This is a genomic window from Nostoc sp., assembly GCF_036917195.1.
In the GTDB taxonomy this organism is placed as follows: domain Bacteria; phylum Cyanobacteriota; class Cyanobacteriia; order Cyanobacteriales; family Nostocaceae; genus Nostoc.
The window spans coordinates 161,162-178,394 of the sequence record NZ_JBALDG010000066.1; the positions used below are offsets into that span (position 1 = coordinate 161,162).

11 protein-coding genes are annotated in these 17,233 nt (G+C 42.6%); 6 read left to right on the top strand and 5 right to left on the bottom strand.

What is annotated here, in order from left to right:
* The first annotated feature begins 615 nt into the window (after positions 1–615).
* From V7K40_RS21095 to V7K40_RS21105, 3 genes are all read left to right on the top strand, one after another.
* Positions 616–1,419, top strand: a complete 804-nt coding sequence (locus V7K40_RS21095; protein WP_334963090.1) for a hypothetical protein — start codon at positions 616–618, stop codon at positions 1,417–1,419.
* A 653-nt stretch (positions 1,420–2,072) separates the two neighbouring features.
* Positions 2,073–3,488, top strand: a complete 1,416-nt coding sequence (locus V7K40_RS21100; protein ID WP_334963092.1) for a folate/biopterin family MFS transporter — start codon at positions 2,073–2,075, stop codon at positions 3,486–3,488.
* 97 nt (positions 3,489–3,585) lie between these two features.
* Positions 3,586–5,085, top strand: a complete 1,500-nt coding sequence (locus V7K40_RS21105; RefSeq protein WP_334963094.1) for a carotenoid oxygenase family protein — start codon at positions 3,586–3,588, stop codon at positions 5,083–5,085.
* Positions 5,086–5,088: 3 nt separating this feature from the next.
* Here the strand turns inward: V7K40_RS21105 and V7K40_RS21110 are convergent, their stop codons facing one another.
* The 3 genes from V7K40_RS21110 to kdpB form a co-directional block, all read right to left on the bottom strand.
* A complete protein-coding gene (locus V7K40_RS21110) occupies positions 5,089–6,270 on the bottom strand; it encodes a universal stress protein (RefSeq protein WP_334963096.1) in 1,182 nt (393 codons plus the stop codon).
* A 71-nt stretch (positions 6,271–6,341) separates the two neighbouring features.
* Positions 6,342–6,944 carry a K(+)-transporting ATPase subunit C gene (gene kdpC, locus V7K40_RS21115; protein ID WP_298905331.1) on the bottom strand — a complete coding sequence of 201 codons (603 nt, stop codon included), beginning with the start codon at positions 6,942–6,944 and terminating at the stop codon, positions 6,342–6,344.
* A 445-nt stretch (positions 6,945–7,389) separates the two neighbouring features.
* The gene (kdpB, locus tag V7K40_RS21120) at positions 7,390–9,495 is read right to left on the bottom strand and encodes a potassium-transporting ATPase subunit KdpB (RefSeq protein ID WP_334963482.1); all 2,106 of its coding nucleotides are present in this window, start codon (positions 9,493–9,495) and stop codon (positions 7,390–7,392) included.
* Positions 9,496–9,651: 156 nt separating this feature from the next.
* Between kdpB and V7K40_RS21125 the strand changes: the two genes are divergently transcribed.
* A complete protein-coding gene (locus V7K40_RS21125; protein WP_334963098.1) occupies positions 9,652–9,879 on the top strand; it encodes a hypothetical protein in 228 nt (75 codons plus the stop codon).
* A gap of 12 nt (positions 9,880–9,891) precedes the next feature.
* Here V7K40_RS21125 and kdpA read toward each other — a convergent pair whose 3' ends face one another.
* A complete protein-coding gene (kdpA, locus tag V7K40_RS21130) occupies positions 9,892–11,577 on the bottom strand; it encodes a potassium-transporting ATPase subunit KdpA (RefSeq protein WP_334963100.1) in 1,686 nt (561 codons plus the stop codon).
* 598 nt (positions 11,578–12,175) lie between these two features.
* Here kdpA and V7K40_RS21135 point away from each other — a divergent pair.
* Together V7K40_RS21135 and V7K40_RS21140 are read left to right on the top strand one after the other, a co-directional pair.
* A complete protein-coding gene (locus V7K40_RS21135) occupies positions 12,176–13,252 on the top strand; it encodes a HAMP domain-containing sensor histidine kinase (RefSeq protein WP_334963102.1) in 1,077 nt (358 codons plus the stop codon).
* Positions 13,253–13,301: 49 nt separating this feature from the next.
* Positions 13,302–13,976, top strand: coding sequence for a response regulator transcription factor (locus V7K40_RS21140; RefSeq protein WP_334963104.1), 675 nt, complete (start codon positions 13,302–13,304; stop codon positions 13,974–13,976).
* A 275-nt stretch (positions 13,977–14,251) separates the two neighbouring features.
* Here V7K40_RS21140 and priA read toward each other — a convergent pair whose 3' ends face one another.
* Complete coding sequence (gene priA, locus V7K40_RS21145) at positions 14,252–16,897, bottom strand: primosomal protein N' (RefSeq protein ID WP_334963106.1); 2,646 nt, start codon at positions 16,895–16,897, stop codon at positions 14,252–14,254.
* Positions 16,898–17,233 lie beyond the last annotated feature (336 nt).

The following is a 17,233-nucleotide window of genomic DNA, read 5'->3' on the forward strand; positions in this document are numbered from 1 at the left end:
AGAAAAGGAGTTAGAGGCAGCCGACGGCTACCTGTCAAAGAACGTGGGATTCCCTTGAAGCAGAAAAAATAATTACGTTTCCAATTACAACAATTCCAGAGTTATTAAAGGTATTAAAACTATCTAAATATATATTGTGAAAATTGATGCAATCAGTTGTCACAAAGAGATTGGGAAGTTAATCACTCTAGCATTATCTAGATTATCTAATTACCTTAAAGAATAACCAAGTAATCTTGATCATGAAATTGAAAAACTATTCAGCCAAGGGATAAACACAGGTTTTCAAAGGATTGGTATAGTCCAATGCCTCATACCTTCTTGATCTAGAACCATAAAAATATAAACTGCCTGCAAATCACAAAATAGTACGTCTTATAAATAAAGCTTCTTTACGATTTTGCACTGATAACTTCACGCTTTTTACATAAAGTGATAGGCATCATAGAACATAACATCAGTGATTTTCCTCTAAATAATATCTAAAAGCTTACATTTTTATCTAAGTATAATCAAATAGAAAAAGTAGTAATCCTTCTGATGTTGGAATTTTGAGGCACATCGCACAATGAGGCTATGAACACGAAAGATTAAAAAAACGAAAAGGATTGGACAATGAAAAGTCTTTTAATTAAGTCCGCGATCGCTTCTGGTGTTGTTTTGTCCTTAGCTACTGTTACTCGTCCTGTAATGGCTGCGTCTTTTACGGTATCAATAGAAAACCCAGGCGTGCAAAATGCACAATTATCAAATCTTGTTAATGCTCATATACAAAATTTTGATGCACAAACACAAGGTTACAGTGCAACAGGCTTTCAATGGAATGAGGGAACAACAAATATTGGTAGTTATCAGAAGACTCTGATCGTGAATGCAGATCAATATGGTGGTGCTGGTGGAACAGGCAAATATTTTGATGTAGATACCAGTAGATCAGGTAATGGTCAAACGGTTTCTACCTTAAATTTGACAACCCCACAAAGTTACTTTGGACTTTGGTGGTCTGCGGGAGATAGTAATAACGTACTTACATTTCTTTCACAGGGTAAGGTTGTACAAAGTCTGACCACCGCTGATGTCGTTAGTTATATCGGAAAGCTACCAAATAAAGCCAGCTACTACGGTAATCCTAATTCGACATTCCAAAATCAGGATTCTGGAGAACCCTTTGCGTTCATCAACTTCTACGAAGTTGGCGGAACTTTTGATCAGGTTCAATTCACCAATGTTGGCGGAACTGGTTTTGAATCAGATAATCACACAGTCGCCACTAGCTACAAGAGTATCACTGGTAATGTCGTTACAGCAGCAGTTCCTGAGTCTTCTTCTGTATTAGGAGTTCTTGTAATTGGTTTGGTGGGTGCTACTTCAGTTCTGACTCGTCGAGTCAATAAAAAGTCAGTTTTGCAATTGTCATAACTGTTGCAATTTGCAAACAAGACGATTTCTGGCTCACATTAAGGGTCTTCTGCACTTTTAATAATTAAGGGAATGTGACTCGCAACGTTAATAGCACCGTTTTTTTGTTCCAGTCTTTACGCCGTTTGTCTTTACAATTAGTGTACTAACCGCAGTCGTTTTTGGGAAAAGTGTTACAGAGATGCTGGACTTATGCGGTGCTGGTCTAAGTCTTGGACGTTCCGGCGTTGGATCATCAAGTTTCTCTGCAAGCGTAATGACGAGAAGTTGCAAAGTGGAAAGCAATTTCTTAAAAGATACTAATTCTAGCTCAGTAAGATTTGCCTGATTTTCTCTATACTCTACTTCCAGACTTCATGTTGGCGTAGTGTGCCATAAGCAGGATTTCAAAAGTTCCAGTGAAAAGTTAACATTAAATACAAGCTAGGGCGAGCTTACTTAGGTAAGTTCGCCTTAATTTTTTTGTCATTTATTTTATCATCAGCCGCTTTACAACACTTGGAGAAAGTTAGACAATGCCTGGATTAGTTCCTGCTTTAGCTTGGAGATGTCGGCATTACCCAGTTTAGAGGCTTAAGAACTGATCATAAAGCCCAGGTCTTAAGATACCGATATGATAGAAAAGTAGATAAAATTTAAAAAATATTTATCGAATGGTGCTTCAATCATCTGGCTTGTCCAAAGTTAAAGACTCATTAACACAAAAAATCTTCTTGGGTAATGAACCCAATGCGGAGTTAATTGCAATTCTCACCGTTTACTTTGTCCAAGGAATTTTAGGGCTATCGCGTTTAGCCGTTAGCTTTTTCCTCAAAGATGAACTGCTGCTGAGTCCAGTCCAGGTGTCGGCGCTATTCGGAATTGTCTTGCTACCTTGGATGATCAAGCCAGTGTTTGGTTTTATCTCTGATGGCTTGCCTATATTTGGCTATCGTAGGCGTCCTTACTTGATTTTATCCGGGATACTGGGAACTGCTTCCTGGGTAAGTCTGGCCACAATAGTTCATACTACCTGGGCAGCTACGTTAGCGATCGCTCTTAGTTCTCTCTCTGTCGCCATGAGTGATGTCATAGTTGACTCACTGGTTGTTGAACGAGTCAGAGGCGAATCGCAAGCGAAAGCTGGTTCACTACAATCTGTGTGCTGGGGTGCTTCTGCGATCGGAGGTTTGATAACAGCATACTTTAGCGGTCTGCTGCTGCAATACTTTACTACCCGAACTGTCTTTGGAATTACCGCCTTGTTTCCTCTCATCGTTTCAGGGGTAGCTTGGTTAATTGCTGAGTCCCCCGTTAGCAAAGATTCTCAAGATAATGATCACACCAACTCTTTACCAATCAAACATCAACTGAAGCAGCTACGCCAAGCCATTACCCAAAAAACAATTTGGCTACCAACGGCGTTTATCTTCGTCTGGCAAGCTACGCCAAGTGCTGACTCAGCCTTTTTCTACTTTTCCACCAACGAATTACACTTTGAACCAGAATTTTTGGGGCGGGTACACTTGGTAACAAGTTTCGCTTCTCTAGCTGGTGTTTGGATTTTTCAACGTTTCCTCAAAAGCATCCCTTTTCGCGTGATTTTTGCATGGAGTACCGTCCTTTCGTCAATTTTAGGGATGACGATGCTGTTGTTAGTGACTCACACAAACAGGCTGTTGGGTATAGATGACCACTGGTTTAGTTTGGGTGATAGTGTTGTTCTTTCTGTGATGGGTCAAATTGCCTTTATGCAAGTGATGGTTCTAGCAGCAAGGCTTTGTCCCTCTGGTGTGGAAGCGACATTATTTGCCTTGTTAATGTCGGTGTTTAATTCTGCTGGAACGGTTTCTCGGGCATTTGGGGCATTAATCACGTATTGGCTGGGGATCACCGCAACGAACTTTGAGTCACTTTGGTTGTTGGTGTTAATTACTAACCTCAGCACGCTATTACCCCTACCATTTATCAACTGGCTACCTGCTGCTGAAGATCAAACTGAGACACCCAAAGATGGGGAAAAACCGTTTTTGCCAGATTTGATGTCTGAGTTGATACTGAGAGAACCAGAGTCGGAAATAGTAGAATAGTGTAATAAATCTCACGCACTGGCGTAGTAAAGTCGCAAATAAATTCTTTTTAGTGGCTATATATTCTCGTGCAAAGTAACAATAAAAATTAAAGTCCATGCAAAGTTTTAAAAGTCAAGAAAGCCCAGTTACAGAAAAATCCTACACTCGTGCAGACTGGCAAGGAGGATATCAATCTCTCACCCAAGAGTTTGATTATTGGATTGATGATATAGAAGGACAAATTCCCAGAGAGTTACAAGGTACGCTGTTTAGAAATGGCCCTGGTTTGCTGGATGTGAATGGGCAACCTCTTCATCACCCATTTGATGGGGATGGGATGATTAGCAAAATTACCTTTACCAGTGGTCGCGCTCATTTCCGTAACCGCTTTGTCCACACAACTGGCTATTTGGCAGAGCAAAAAGCCGGAAAAATTCTCTATCGCGGTGCTTTTGGTACTCAAAAAGCCGGCGGTTGGCTAGCTAATATCTTTGACTTCAAACTCAAAAATATCGCTAATACAAATGTTATTTATTGGGGTGGGAAACTACTAGCGCTGTGGGAAGGGGGTGAAGCATATCGCCTTGATCCTTATACTCTTAAAACCTTGGGCAATGAATATTTTAATGGTGTTTTGTCAGCCGATGAAGCTTTCGCTGCACATCCCCGCTTGAAAAATAATTGCGAACAAGATGGGGGCGCACCTTGTCTGGTAAATTTCTCGATTAAGCCGGGATTATCTACCACAATTACTATTTTCGAGCTAAACTCAGCAGGTAAAATTGTCAGACACCACGCTCATAGTGTTCCAGGTTTTTGTTTCATCCACGATTTTGTCATTACTCCTAATTACTGCATCTTCTTTCAAAATCCTGTCAGCTTCAATCCCATACCTTTCGCTTTGGGAATACGTGCGGCGGTAGAATGTATCAAATTTCAGCCAAATCAGCCAACTCAAATTCTAATTATTCCCCGCTTCCCGAAAAAAGGGCAAGAAAAGATAAAAATTCTGGAAACTCAGTCGGGTTTCGTCTTCCACCACATTAATGCTTTTGAGGTAGGAGACGAAGTTTTGATTGACTCCATTTGCTACCAATCTTTCCCAGAAGTAGAACCCGAAAGCGATTTTCGACAAGTTGATTTTGAGGCACTTTCACCTGGGCAACTTTGGCGATTTTATCTGAATCTAAAGAATGGGACAGTCCGGCGGGAATTGATTGATGGCCGTTGTTGTGAATTTGCCAACATACATCCGGCGAATGTGGGACGCCCTTATCGATATCTATATATAGGTGCGGCTCATGCAGAGACTGGTAATGCTCCCTTACAAGCATTGCTGAAAATTGATTTAGAGTCTGGAGAAAGACAATTTTGGAGTGCTGCACCCCGTGGTTTTGTAGGTGAACCGATTTTTGTGCCGCGCCCAGATTCTGAAAAGGAAGATGATGGTTGGGTATTAGCTTTGGTTTATGATGCTACCCATAACCGCTCAGATGTGGTGATTTTAGATGCCAGTGATTTCCATAAAGGAGTAATTGCTCGGCTACATCTCAAGCATCATATCCCCTATGGTTTGCATGGAAGCTTTACTTCTAAGGTTTTTGTAAAAATTTGATCCCTATTTGGGTGAAACCATTTTTTCGCTGGCAATGATATGCAAATCTATATTTTTGAGCAAGCGCACCAATTTTTGCGTCAAAGATCCTTTGAGGAGCATTTGCCAGCGCGATCGGTGACTCTCTCCAATTACAATTTGGGTAATCCGATATTTCTCGGCGACTTGGGCGATCGCATTAGCTACATTATTGTTGGTAACACGAAGAAAAGTACCTTCAAATTCTTTACAAAGTTTCTCACAAGTGTGGATATGTAAGCTTTCCTCTTTAGTAAGGAAACGCTCAGAATCAGCCACAAACAAGGTATAAAGCGGCGCGTTCATATAGTTAGCCAGCCTCGCACCCCGGCGTAACAGTTGCACTGAGTTGGGATACGTGGATACACATACCAAAACCCGCTCGTGAATATTACAAAATTGCCCGTTGGGGGTAGTAGCGTTCGCGAAGCATGCGCGAAGCGCAATCGCATTTTCTTCCACGTTGTCTGCTACTTCCCGCAAAGCCAACTCCCGCAAAGCAATCAGGTTACGACGTTGGAAAAAGTTATCCAGGGATTGTTGGATTTTTTGCGGTGCGTAAATCTTCCCTTCTAATAACCGTTCTTGCAGGGTTTCCGGTGTGACATCTACTAACACAACTTCATCTGCTTCATCCAGAATTCTGTCAGGAACACGCTCACGGACTACCACGCCAGTAATTCGGGCTACTAAGTCATTGAGACTTTCTAAATGTTGCACATTCATTGTGGAGTAGACATCAATACCTGCTGCCAAAACTACTTCTACATCTTCGTAGCGTTTTTCGCGTGGAGAATCAGGGACATTGGTATGGGCAAGTTCATCGATTAAGACTAATTGGGGCGATCGCTTTAAAATAGCATCTGTATCCATGTCCGTTAGTGTCAACTCACCCCGAGGATATTGCTTGCGGGCTATAATTTCCAGTCCCTCTGCCTTTTGGGCTGTCTCCTTGCGTCCGTGGGTTTCCAAAAGCCCAATGACAACATCAATTCCTTGCTGTTTGAGTGCGTGTCCCTCTTCCAACATCCGGTAGGTTTTGCCTACCCCAGGAGCCATGCCAATAAAGATTTTATGCTTACCCCGCCGTCGTGCCGGATAAAGAGAGTAACTTGCAGTATTTAAAGGTGTAGTGCCAGCCGAAGTAGTATTACTATTATCTGACATTTCATTCTTGGTATCTGTATGGCAATCCTATTTCATCAGAAAACGGCCCTTTACCCATGCCCAATGCCCATTTATTGATTTTGCTGACGATTAATATCTTGCAAGTCAAGAGCATAATTTAATCGCAGAACATTGACTCCCGGTTCGCCAAAAATCCATAAAAATCTGCCATCACTATACTTATTAATTAAACGGAGGATCTCATCTTCTTTTACTCCCCGCGCACCAGCAACCCGCGTCAATTGCTGCCGGGCTGCTTTTAATGAAATATGCGGATCTAAACCAGAAGCAGACGTATAAATTATATCAGCAATTGGTTGAAGATTTTCGTCTCGCAATTGATTTGCCTGTTCTAGAATCCGGTTGAGTAGCTCTGGATTGCTTGCAGCGAGATTACTGGCTCCAGATATGCCAGTTGGCTTGGCTTTTTTGCCTTGGCTATATCTAACAGTACTGGGACGAGGATGGAAATATCGCTCAGATGTGAAGACTTGACCAATCAAAGCTGAACCAATTGGTTGATTATTTAGATTCCGCATAATGCTGCCATTCGCTTGATATGGCAAAAAAACTTGACCCACTACAAGGATTACCAAAGGATAGATGATTGCAGTCAACAACCAAAGCATTAGAGTGATGAAAATTGCTCTGATAGTTTCTCGAATAATAGCCATAAAAAGTTTTCCAATTGCTGCTAATATTTTATTTTTAATTTTTAATTCTTTTACCCAAGCAGAAGGACGTTCCAAGGTGCTGTCAGCAACAGCATAAACAATTGGGGCAATTACCACATTCAAACACAGCAGGATAAAAATAGCGAGTGTTGAGAAGACACGCAGAGAAATAGACATGGTGAATCAGCCTATAGCACCGCATCAGTGCGTCCTCCACTCTTTGCGTCTTCTTTGGTAAGTGTTGTTTATGCCATTGCCACCAAACAAAGGACATCGCCTGTATTAGATTCATGGGCAGAAATTTCTCCCAAACATCGACCTGTTTATTCATATTCTTTTTGTTCCCCTTCTCAATAGGTAAAAGTAAAAATAAAAAAGGTCAAATGTTTATTATCTTACCTTAGTAAGATGCGCTTGTTTGAGAACATCTCTACTTTTGTTGTCCTTAAGCCAAGCCCACAATTGTAATCAGTATATCTATCAACTTAATGGCGATAAACGGCGCAATCACCCCACCTAAGCCATAAATTAAGATATTACGTTGTACTAGCTGATTAGCTGTTAGGGGTCTAAACCGCACACCCTGCAATGCCAAGGGAATCAAAGCTGGAATAATCAAAGCGTTGTAAATCAGCGCTGATAGTACAGCAGACTTAGGGCTAGTCAAATTCATAATATTCAGGCTTTGCAGGTTAGCAGCGACAAATATCATTGGGATAATCGCAAAGTATTTAGCAATATCATTAGCGATAGAAAATGTAGTCAATGCCCCGCGAGTAATCAGCAATTGTTTACCAATGCTAATGATATCGAGCAGCTTTGTGGGATCGGAATCCAAATCGACCATGTTGGCGGCTTCTTTTGCAGCTTGTGTTCCTGTATTCATCGCAACACCAACGTTAGCTTGGGCTAATGCTGGAGCATCGTTAGTTCCATCTCCCGTCATGGCAACCAGTTTGCCTGCTGCTTGTTCCTTTTTAATGACGCTGATTTTGTCTTCTGGTGTAGCTTCGGCGATGAAGTCATCTACTCCAGCTTCTTTGGCAATCACAGAAGCTATAATTCGGTTGTCTCCAGTTAGCATGATGGTACGCACTCCCATCCGTCGCAGTTGCTCAAAGCGATCGCGGATACCAGGTTTAACTATATCTTTGAGATAAATAACCCCATAGATTTCGTTATCTAGGCTGACTGCTAGGGGTGTACCTCCCAGGCGAGAAACTCGTTCGTAGGTAGCATCCAGTTCTGCGCTATCGCGTTCGTTGTAGAAACGGACAAATCCTTTAATGGCTTCTACTGCTCCCTTCCTGACCTCATGCCCTCCAGGCAAGTTGGTGCCACTCATGCGGGTTTCGGCGGAAAAATCAACTGCTTCTGCTTGACTGGAGTCAAAATCAAACCGTGCCCCTAGCTTTTCTGCCAATCGAACAATCGATTTTCCTTCTGGTGTATTGTCAAAGACACTAGCCGCCCACGCAACATTAGCAATTTCCGACATTGAATGACCGTTAATTGGGATAAAATCTTCCGCCAAACGGTTGCCGAGGGTAATTGTACCTGTCTTATCCAGCACTAAAGTGGTGACATCTCCACAGGCTTCGACTGCTCGTCCGGAAGTGGCAATGACGTTAAATTGGGCAACTCGATCCATACCAGCAATGCCGATGGTACTTAGTAAGCCGCCAATCGTTGTCGGAATTAATGCTACTAACAAAGCAATCAAAATTGGCACGCTGACTGGACTGTTGACATAGTAAGCAAGTGCGGGCAAGGTTACCACGACTAACAAAAATACTAAGCTCAGAACTGCCAGCAATACTGTCAAGGCAATTTCATTGGGTGTTTTGCTGCGTTCTGCCCCTTCCACCAAGGCAATCATCCGGTCAATAAAGCCTTTGCCTGGGTCAGATGTGATGCGGATAATTAGTTCATCTGAGATAATCCGCGTCCCACCAGTAACGGAACTAGTAACGTCGGAGCCTGATTCTTTCAATACTGGTGCCGATTCCCCAGTGATTGCCGATTCATCCACAGAGGCGACACCCATGATTACTTCGCCATCGGCGGGAATGATATCGCCAGCAACGACGTAGATGGTATCGCCCTGTTTCAGGCTGGTGGATGGAACTTCACTAAGTGTGCCATCGGGAGCAAGTTTTTTAGCGATCGTCTCTGATTTTGTTGATCGCAAAGCATCGGCTTGGGCTTTACCCCGTCCTTGAGCTACGGCTTCGGCAAAATTGGCAAACCAAACTGTAAAGAATAAAATCCCCGACAACAAGCCGTTGAAAAGTTGCGGGTTTTTTTGCAGGGCTGGGCCAAATAGGTTGGGATCAATTGTTAGCAATAGGGTGATGATTGTCCCCACCCAAACCACAAACATCACTGGGTTTTTGATTGCATACTTAGGGTTGAGCTTGACAAAAGCATCTTTAATTGCCCTTAAGTACAGCCACTTAGTATTTGTCTTCGCCTTTTTACGTGCTTGGCGGTGATCGCCAGCACGCGAATTTGGGCGTCTAGCTTTGAAGTTAGTTGCCACTTGATTTATAAATAAAGTTAGAAGTTAAGAGTTAGGAGAGACGCGATTAATCGCGTCTGTACAGGAGTTAAGAGTTAGGAGAGACGCGATTAATCGCGTCTGTACAGGAGTTAGGAGTTAGCAGTTATTAGGAATTTTCAATAAAAAACAGATCCAACCTGTAAGGTGCGTTACGCCATCGCTAACACAACACCAGTTGCTACAACAGATAGCGCAGCATTAGCGAGTCAGACGCTACGCACAGTCGCTAACGCTGTGCTACCCTTGCGTCGGGAACCTCCCAACGGGAAAGCCACTCGCCTACAGCGCTGGACTCACCGCAACGCACTGGCTCTCCTACGAAATCGGATAATTTATTTATTTTTTGGTATTCTCTTAATTCCAAACTTATAACTCATAAATTTTCTAATTGCCAGATGCTAGTTTCAAACCCTCAGCTATGGGGCCTAAAGCCAGAACGGGAAAGAAAGTCAACACTCCCAAAACCAATGTTACTCCAGCAGTGATACCAGTAAATACCAGAGAATCAGTTCTCAGGGTAGCAGGGGTTTCTTGTACTTGTTGTTTGCGAGACATCCTGTCAGCTAACAGCAAGATGGCAATCATCGGAATATAGCGTCCTCCTATTAAGCTAACTAAAGTACTCAAATTCCACCACAGGGTATTATCTTTCAATCCCTCTAAGCCGGAGCCATTATTTGCTGCTGCTGAGGCGTATTCATAAACTACTTGAGAAATGCCGTGATACCCAGTATTGCTAATTCCAGACAGGGAGATGGGATAAGCCAATGCGATCGCACTGGGAATCAAAACTACAATTGGGTGAATCAACAGCACTACGCTGGCGAGGACGATTTCTGGCTTTTCAATTTTGCGTCCTAAAAACTCTGGGGTGCGTCCTGCCATTAGTCCAGTTAGGAACACTGTGAGAATTAAGTAAATGAATAGGTAAGCCGTTCCAGTTCCCTGACCACCCCAGATAACCTGAATAAACAAGTTGAAGAGAATCGAAAATATTCCTTGCGGCATTAAAGAATCGTGCATCCCGTTCACAGCACCAGACATAGTAGCTGTAGTCATAACTGCCCAGAATGCCGTTTGTGCCCAGCCAAACCGAACTTCTTTCCCCTCTAAATTGGGCTGTTCTAATCCAAAGGCATTATTAACAAGGGGATTACCTTGTAGTTCTCCGACGGCTGTCACTCCCACCAGAACTACAAAAATCACAAACACCATCCAAAAAAGTAGCCAAGCTTGTTTGATGTTGTTAGCAAATATACCATAAGTGTAAATTAAGGCTGCTGGTATAGAAATCATGGCGAGCATTTCTATTAAGTTAGAAGCGCCATTGGGATTTTCAAAGGGATGGGCTGAGTTTACGCCAAAAAAGCCACCGCCGTTCTCGCCTAAAAGTTTGATCATTTCAAAGGATGCCACCGGGCCTCTGGCAAGATATTGCGTCCCGCCTTCTAAGGTTCTCAAATCCAGAGTCTTAGCTAATGTTTGTGGTACACCTGCTATAAGCAAGGCGATCGCTCCAATAATTGAAATCGGCAGCAATATTCGCGTAATTCCACGGACGAGGTCGACGTAAAAGTTTCCTAGTCTTCTACCCGTCAACCCGCGAATAAAGGCAATTCCCACAGATAAACCGGTGGCTGCGGAGGTGAACATCAAAAAGCCTAAAGCCGCTACCTGGCTAAAATAACTTAAGGTTGTCTCACCAGCATAATGTTGCTGGTCGGTATTCGTCACAAAGGAAATGGTTGTGTGCAATAATATATCCCAATTGGGCGCACCGAAGCCGTTAGGATTCCACGGCAAGAGTCTCTGAAAATATATCAGCAAATACACTGAAATACCCATAATCAGGTTGCTGCACAGTACAGCGCGGATATACTGCCAACCCGTCATGTCATCTTTCCTGCGGACACCCGCTAGTACGAACATACTTCGCTCTATCGGGTTCATTAAAAAATCAAGCAGTGTTCTTTCTCCCAAAAAGACACGCGCTATGTATCTACCGAATAGCGGAGTGATCGCGATGACGATACACAGCGTTAAGCCAATTTGCAAAAAACCTTGTCCCATATATTTCGCGTTAAATTAAATTTAAGTGCTAGCAAGCCAATTCTTAGAAATAAAAGATTAACTGTTGGGGTATTTCATTTTGAGGGATTTACTATTTTCGGTTCTTACTCTTTTCCAGATACTTGTTAAACTTTTTGTTAAGATTATTTAAATTTTCCTGTTAATTTATTTATCTCACTAATTAGGACTATTTGTTTATACAATACATTTTCCAAGTTTGCTACTTTCAAAGAATATAAAATTATCTTGGCTTTTATTAATGGGATTAGGGATTGGCAAGATTGGGGTACATACCCTGCTCCTTGTGAGTAACTACCTAGTGCAGGGCGGCATAAATAAGCCACCCATTCTAAATCAACGAAACGCTTACGCTGTATTCATTTTGACTTTTGACTTTTGGATGAGTGACTTCCGCCTTGCGGTATCAATCTCCTTTATTGCATCAGGACAATCCTAATTTTAGAATTAATTCTCAACTTGGCATTTGCAGATATAGATTGCAGATAAATCATAATTGGTAAATTAAATAGTTATACAGATTGTATAAGTACGATTTTTTAGTAAATCATAAATGACAATATTAAGGCGATTATTGACTATGAAAGAAGCTATAAATAAGCGGAGGGAGACATATGGGCTAATAGCGATCGCCTTTGCTATAGTAATAGGCTTGGAATATTTGACACCACCTGAGTACGTATTTGGCTACCTCTACACAGGGACAATTTTGTTAGCAGATTCTCGATTGAATCGGGCAGCAGTATTGGGGATCACTTTTGCAGCGACAGGATTAACATTGTTGAATTTGTTTGTCCCAGGAGGAGAAATAATTAATCCCCCAACGTTGGCAAATAGATTGATTGCAGTATTGGCATTGCTGGTAACGGGTTGGTTAAGTGACCGCAACCACCGCAATGAAGAAGCGATCGCTTATACGCAAGCACAATTACGCTCTCAAGAACAATTAGCTACCATGCGTGAAGATTTTATTTCTACCCTAACGCATGATTTGAAAACACCCCTATTAGGAGCAATTGAAACGCTGAAGTATTTTCAAAATGGGCAATTTGGTGAAGTTACACCAATGCAAGCAAAAGTCCTACAAACAATGGCTCGTAGTCATCAAAGTACACTGCAATTAGTCCAAACGCTTTTAGATGTGTATCGCAATGATGCCGAAGGGCTGAAACTACAAATATCACCTGTTAACTTGGTGACAGTGGCGGAGGAGATCATCGCTACCTTGACTGAACTAGCGAGAACACGTCAAGTTTATATTTCTCTGCACTATGGGGAATCAGATTTTCGGAGCTTTCTTTGGGTAAATGGCGATCCTTTGCAACTAGGGCGAGTCTTTACAAATCTCCTGAGTAATGGCATTAATCATACCCCTCGTGGCGGTAAAGTGGAAGTAGTATTTGAAGGTTATTCTAGCGATCAAGTGGTAAAAATACTCGATACTGGTTCCGGCATTACCGAAGAAGAGTTACCCCACTTATTCGAGAGATTTTATCAAGGACATAGCGATCGCCACGTCTTTGGATCTGGACTAGGGCTTTATTTGACCAGGCAAATTATAGCTGCTCATGGAGGTACAATTTGGGCAGAGAATCGCTCACCACGAGGCGCACTGTTTGGTTTCCGACTCCCAGCTTGTCCACCACCAGGGAGATGAGGAGTGGGGCGAGGGAAGTAGGAGAGAAATAACCAATCACAAATAACAAATGACAAAAATCCTACTCGTTGAAGATGATGAATTGTTTCGGCTTGGTCTGCGGATGAGGTTGCAACAAGAAACTAGTTTGGAGATTGTCGCAGAAGCAGAAGATGGAGAACAAGCTGTAGAATTAGCAAATAGCTATCCCCTGGATTTGGTCTTACTGGATATAGGTTTACCGGGCATTGGCGGGATTGAAGCTTGTCGCCAAATCAAGCAGAAGCACCCAAATTTACCAATTCTTGTTTTAACATCTCGTTCTGAAAAACCCCTGATTTCGCGGTTAATTGCTGCCGGGGCGCAAGGTTACTGTCTCAAAGGTATTCCTGCTGAATCTCTGATATTGGCGGTGCGATCGGTTGCAGCGGGCGCTTCTTGGTGGGATCAAACGGCAACAACAGAAATTAGAGCAGCTTTTGAGGGAAACTTTACAGCGATACTGCCTGTAAAAACTGAGGAATCCTTAGAAAATCCCTTAACGAAGCGAGAGCAAGAAATTTTGGCACTGGTGGCAGCTGGTAAAAGCAATCAAGAAATTGCTGAGATTCTCTACATTGCCCCTGGTACAGTGCGGGTGCATGTCCATGCTATTTTGCAGAAACTAGAAGTACGCGATCGCACTCAAGCCGCAGTTTTAGCTATCCAGAAAGGATTGGTAGCAGCAGAATTTTTGATTAATTAAATTAAATATTCAAACTTTAAAATTAAATATTAAAATTTTAAATTTGTTTCGTCTGACTTTATAAAGCTGATGACTTGATGGCGAATATAAGTATTCAGCAGTTGACTTCAATAGAGCTTCTTGGTAACTGTAATTATCTAAATAAACCAGATTTATTGATTTTAGGACTTACGTAAAAAACCTTTCAAACTCTCATTCCTCCGTGTACTCTGTGTCTCTGTGGTTCGTTCTTCCATAACCCGTGCGTAAGTCCTGAATTTTTTAACCCAATAAAATTACATAATATTTAATGGGTCTACATCTATCGTTAAGCTAACAGATTGGGGACAAATATCTCGCACTTCTTCCCAATCTGGCAATTGTGGCAATGCGTCGGGGGCAAATTTAATCAATATCTGCCAGCGATAACGATTAGCTACCCGTAAAATACTTGCTGGTGCTGGCCCCAATATCTCGAATTCTTCTTCTGTACTCAAGGTTGTGGCGATAATTTGCGCGGTATTTTGCACTTGAATCGGATCAAGACTACTTAAGCGCAACAAAATTAACCGCCCGTATGGCGGATAATTGAGTGCTTGCCGTTGTTCTAATTCAGCTTCAGAGAAAGAGTGATAATCGTGCGATCGCACTGCTGCAATTACCTGATGCTCTGTAGTATAAGTTTGCACAATTACTCTACCTGGATCATCACCTCTACCAGCACGTCCAGCTACCTGAGTTAAAGTTTGAAATGCCCGTTCACTGGCGCGATAGTCTGATAAATTTAGCAATCCATCGGCGGCGACAACGCCCACAAGTGTCACCTGCGGTAAATCCAAACCTTTGGTGAGCATTTGCGTTCCTACTAATAAATCGGCTTCGCCGTTGGCAAACTGGGTAAGTAGGGTTCGGTGTGAACCTTTGTTGCGAGTGGTATCGCTATCAAAACGAATCAAGCGCAACTCTGGGAACTGTCGCGCTAATTCCTGCGTTACTCGTTGAGTACCGCTACCGAAGAACTTTAGGTAAGGGGAACTACAATCGGGGCAATATTTGGGGTGCGATCGCGCATAGTTACAATAATGACAGCGCAATAATTCCGGCGCTTTTTCTTCGGTGTGGTGATACGCCAGCGACACATCACAGTATGGACATTCCAACACATATCCGCAACTGCGGCACGATACAAAAGTACTGTGTCCCCGGCGATGGATAAATAAAATCCCCTGTTGTTTTCTTTCTTGTAACTGTTGCAAAGCTTCTTGCAATGATCTACTAAATATAGAACGATTTCCCTGCTGCAACTCTTGCCGCATATCGACTATTTCCACTGGCGGTAGAGGGCGGGAATTTATGCGTTCGGGCAAACTTAAGTAATAACTCCTAGCTCCTTCCTCCTGGCTCCTGACGCTTACCCAACTTTCTAACGAAGGGGTAGCGGAACCTAACACCAAGGGACAATTTTCTAACTCTGCTCGCCACTGGGCGACGGTGCGAGCGTGGTAGGTGGGCATGGGAGAGTCTTGCTTAAAGCTGCTATCGTGTTCTTCATCTAAAATAATTAAACCCAAGTTGGGCAAAGGGGCAAAAACGGCGCTGCGAGTACCAATCACAACTTGGGGTTCTCCTGTGAGCATTTGTCGCCAAGTGTCGTAACGTTCACCATCGGAAAGGGCGCTGTGATAAACGCTAACTTTATTGCCAAAGCGGGCGCGAAAACGGTCAGTTAGCTGGGGTGTAAGTCCAATTTCTGGGACTAAGACAAGGGCGGATTTACCTTGGTTGAGGAGGGGTGCGATCGCTTGCAAATATACTTCCGTTTTTCCTGAACCTGTCACTCCATGCAACAAAACTTGAGCAAATCCATCTAGAGTCTGGATTGTTGCTAAGGCGCTAGCTTGGGCAGAAGTTAAGGATTTAGCCTCATCGCCTACTAATGCTGGGCCCTGTTCGCTTCGCAATACTTCCCGTTCTTCGATGACGATACAGCCTTTTTGCTCCAGCCCTTTCAGGGTAGAGGTAGTTGTTTTACAAATCTGTAGTAATTCATTTTGCCACAACTCCCCACCACGCCGCCGCAGCACTTCCAAAATCTCTCGTTGGCGAGTAGTTAAGTCCCGATCAAAGGTACTCCCCACTAATGTCACTGCTTTTTCAAACTTCGGTTTAGTAAGTCGTGGCGGTTCTAAGTAGCTTTTTACTAAACTTCGTCTCAACAGTTCGTCTACTTCTGGCTTGCGTCCTTGGACTTGACGTTGTAAGAACCGAAAGCTATAATCCCCGTCTGATTGTTGTTGCAGGAGTTGCAGAATTTTATTAGCATTTATATTATTAACTTTCCCTACTGAGCATTGAAAGCTGAACAAAGCCAGGGTTTTAATCAAATAATTATTTTCAATTGTGTTGAGTAAATAAAACTTAATTAGGTGAGAATAAGGCTGATGAATGGCACGCATCAAAGATGTATCTAGCCAAGCATTAGGATTAGTGTTAGTAGACACTGCTGCACCAGCTACAGTTAAGCGGATGCGACGCTGCGGTCGCCCCAATAACCCAGGTGGCAGCGCCATACGGATTACCTGAATTAGTTGTGTGTAGTAATACTCTGATAGCCGTTCCATTAGAGTCCAGTAGTGATCGGGGAAGAAATCTCTTTGAATAACATCTTCCACATCCCAGATTTTTTTTAGTTGTAAATCTGCTGGGAGTTTTGCCAGTAACCGAATGGCTACCCCTCCTATTTGTTGCTCCTTGAATGGCACGCTCAAAATATCCCCTGGTTTTATTTCTAACTGGGCTGGCAATCGATAAGTCAATAGTCCTGTACTTCCTGGACAGTCTACCAGTACTTCAACCCACCTATTAACAGCTGCACTTAACTGATACGATTCCCCAGGTTCAGCCACCATCACAGGAGATAAATTTACGTCACTTATATACATAGTTTCTGACTTTATGGTTAGACATTTTACTCACATAGCTGTTCACAATTAACCTGGCTCATTCAACTTTATTTTTTTACTTTATTAGACATAAATTGTATTTCTCAATACTGTTATTATTCATCATACTTGATAAGTTTCCTCTTATGTAATCTACTAGACAATTTTGTCTCTTCTATACGTGCAATAAATATTTGGTGCCTACTCTACAAATAAAAGCATCTCGGCTAAGTCTACAAAAGTTACTCCAACTACTAAATAGGGAGTAGCGTTTTTCCGCCTATCGATAGATATTCAAGCCTTTCTGCATATGAGATGCTTTTATACAAGTAAGAA

What these genes read in the sequence shown, in the direction of transcription:
- V7K40_RS21100 (WP_334963092.1), top strand. Translation starts at nt 2,073, where the DNA reads ATGGTGCTTCAATCATCTGGCTTGTCCAAAGTTAAAGACTCATTAACA.
- V7K40_RS21105 (WP_334963094.1), top strand. Translation starts at nt 3,586, where the DNA reads ATGCAAAGTTTTAAAAGTCAAGAAAGCCCAGTTACAGAAAAATCCTAC.
- V7K40_RS21095 (WP_334963090.1), top strand. Translation starts at nt 616, where the DNA reads ATGAAAAGTCTTTTAATTAAGTCCGCGATCGCTTCTGGTGTTGTTTTG.
- V7K40_RS21135 (WP_334963102.1), top strand. Translation starts at nt 12,176, where the DNA reads ATGAAAGAAGCTATAAATAAGCGGAGGGAGACATATGGGCTAATAGCG.
- V7K40_RS21110 (WP_334963096.1), bottom strand. Translation starts at nt 6,270, where the DNA reads ATGTCAGATAATAGTAATACTACTTCGGCTGGCACTACACCTTTAAAT.
- kdpC (WP_298905331.1), bottom strand. Translation starts at nt 6,944, where the DNA reads ATGGCTATTATTCGAGAAACTATCAGAGCAATTTTCATCACTCTAATG.
- priA (WP_334963106.1), bottom strand. Translation starts at nt 16,897, where the DNA reads ATGTATATAAGTGACGTAAATTTATCTCCTGTGATGGTGGCTGAACCT.
- kdpA (WP_334963100.1), bottom strand. Translation starts at nt 11,577, where the DNA reads ATGGGACAAGGTTTTTTGCAAATTGGCTTAACGCTGTGTATCGTCATC.
- V7K40_RS21140 (WP_334963104.1), top strand. Translation starts at nt 13,302, where the DNA reads ATGACAAAAATCCTACTCGTTGAAGATGATGAATTGTTTCGGCTTGGT.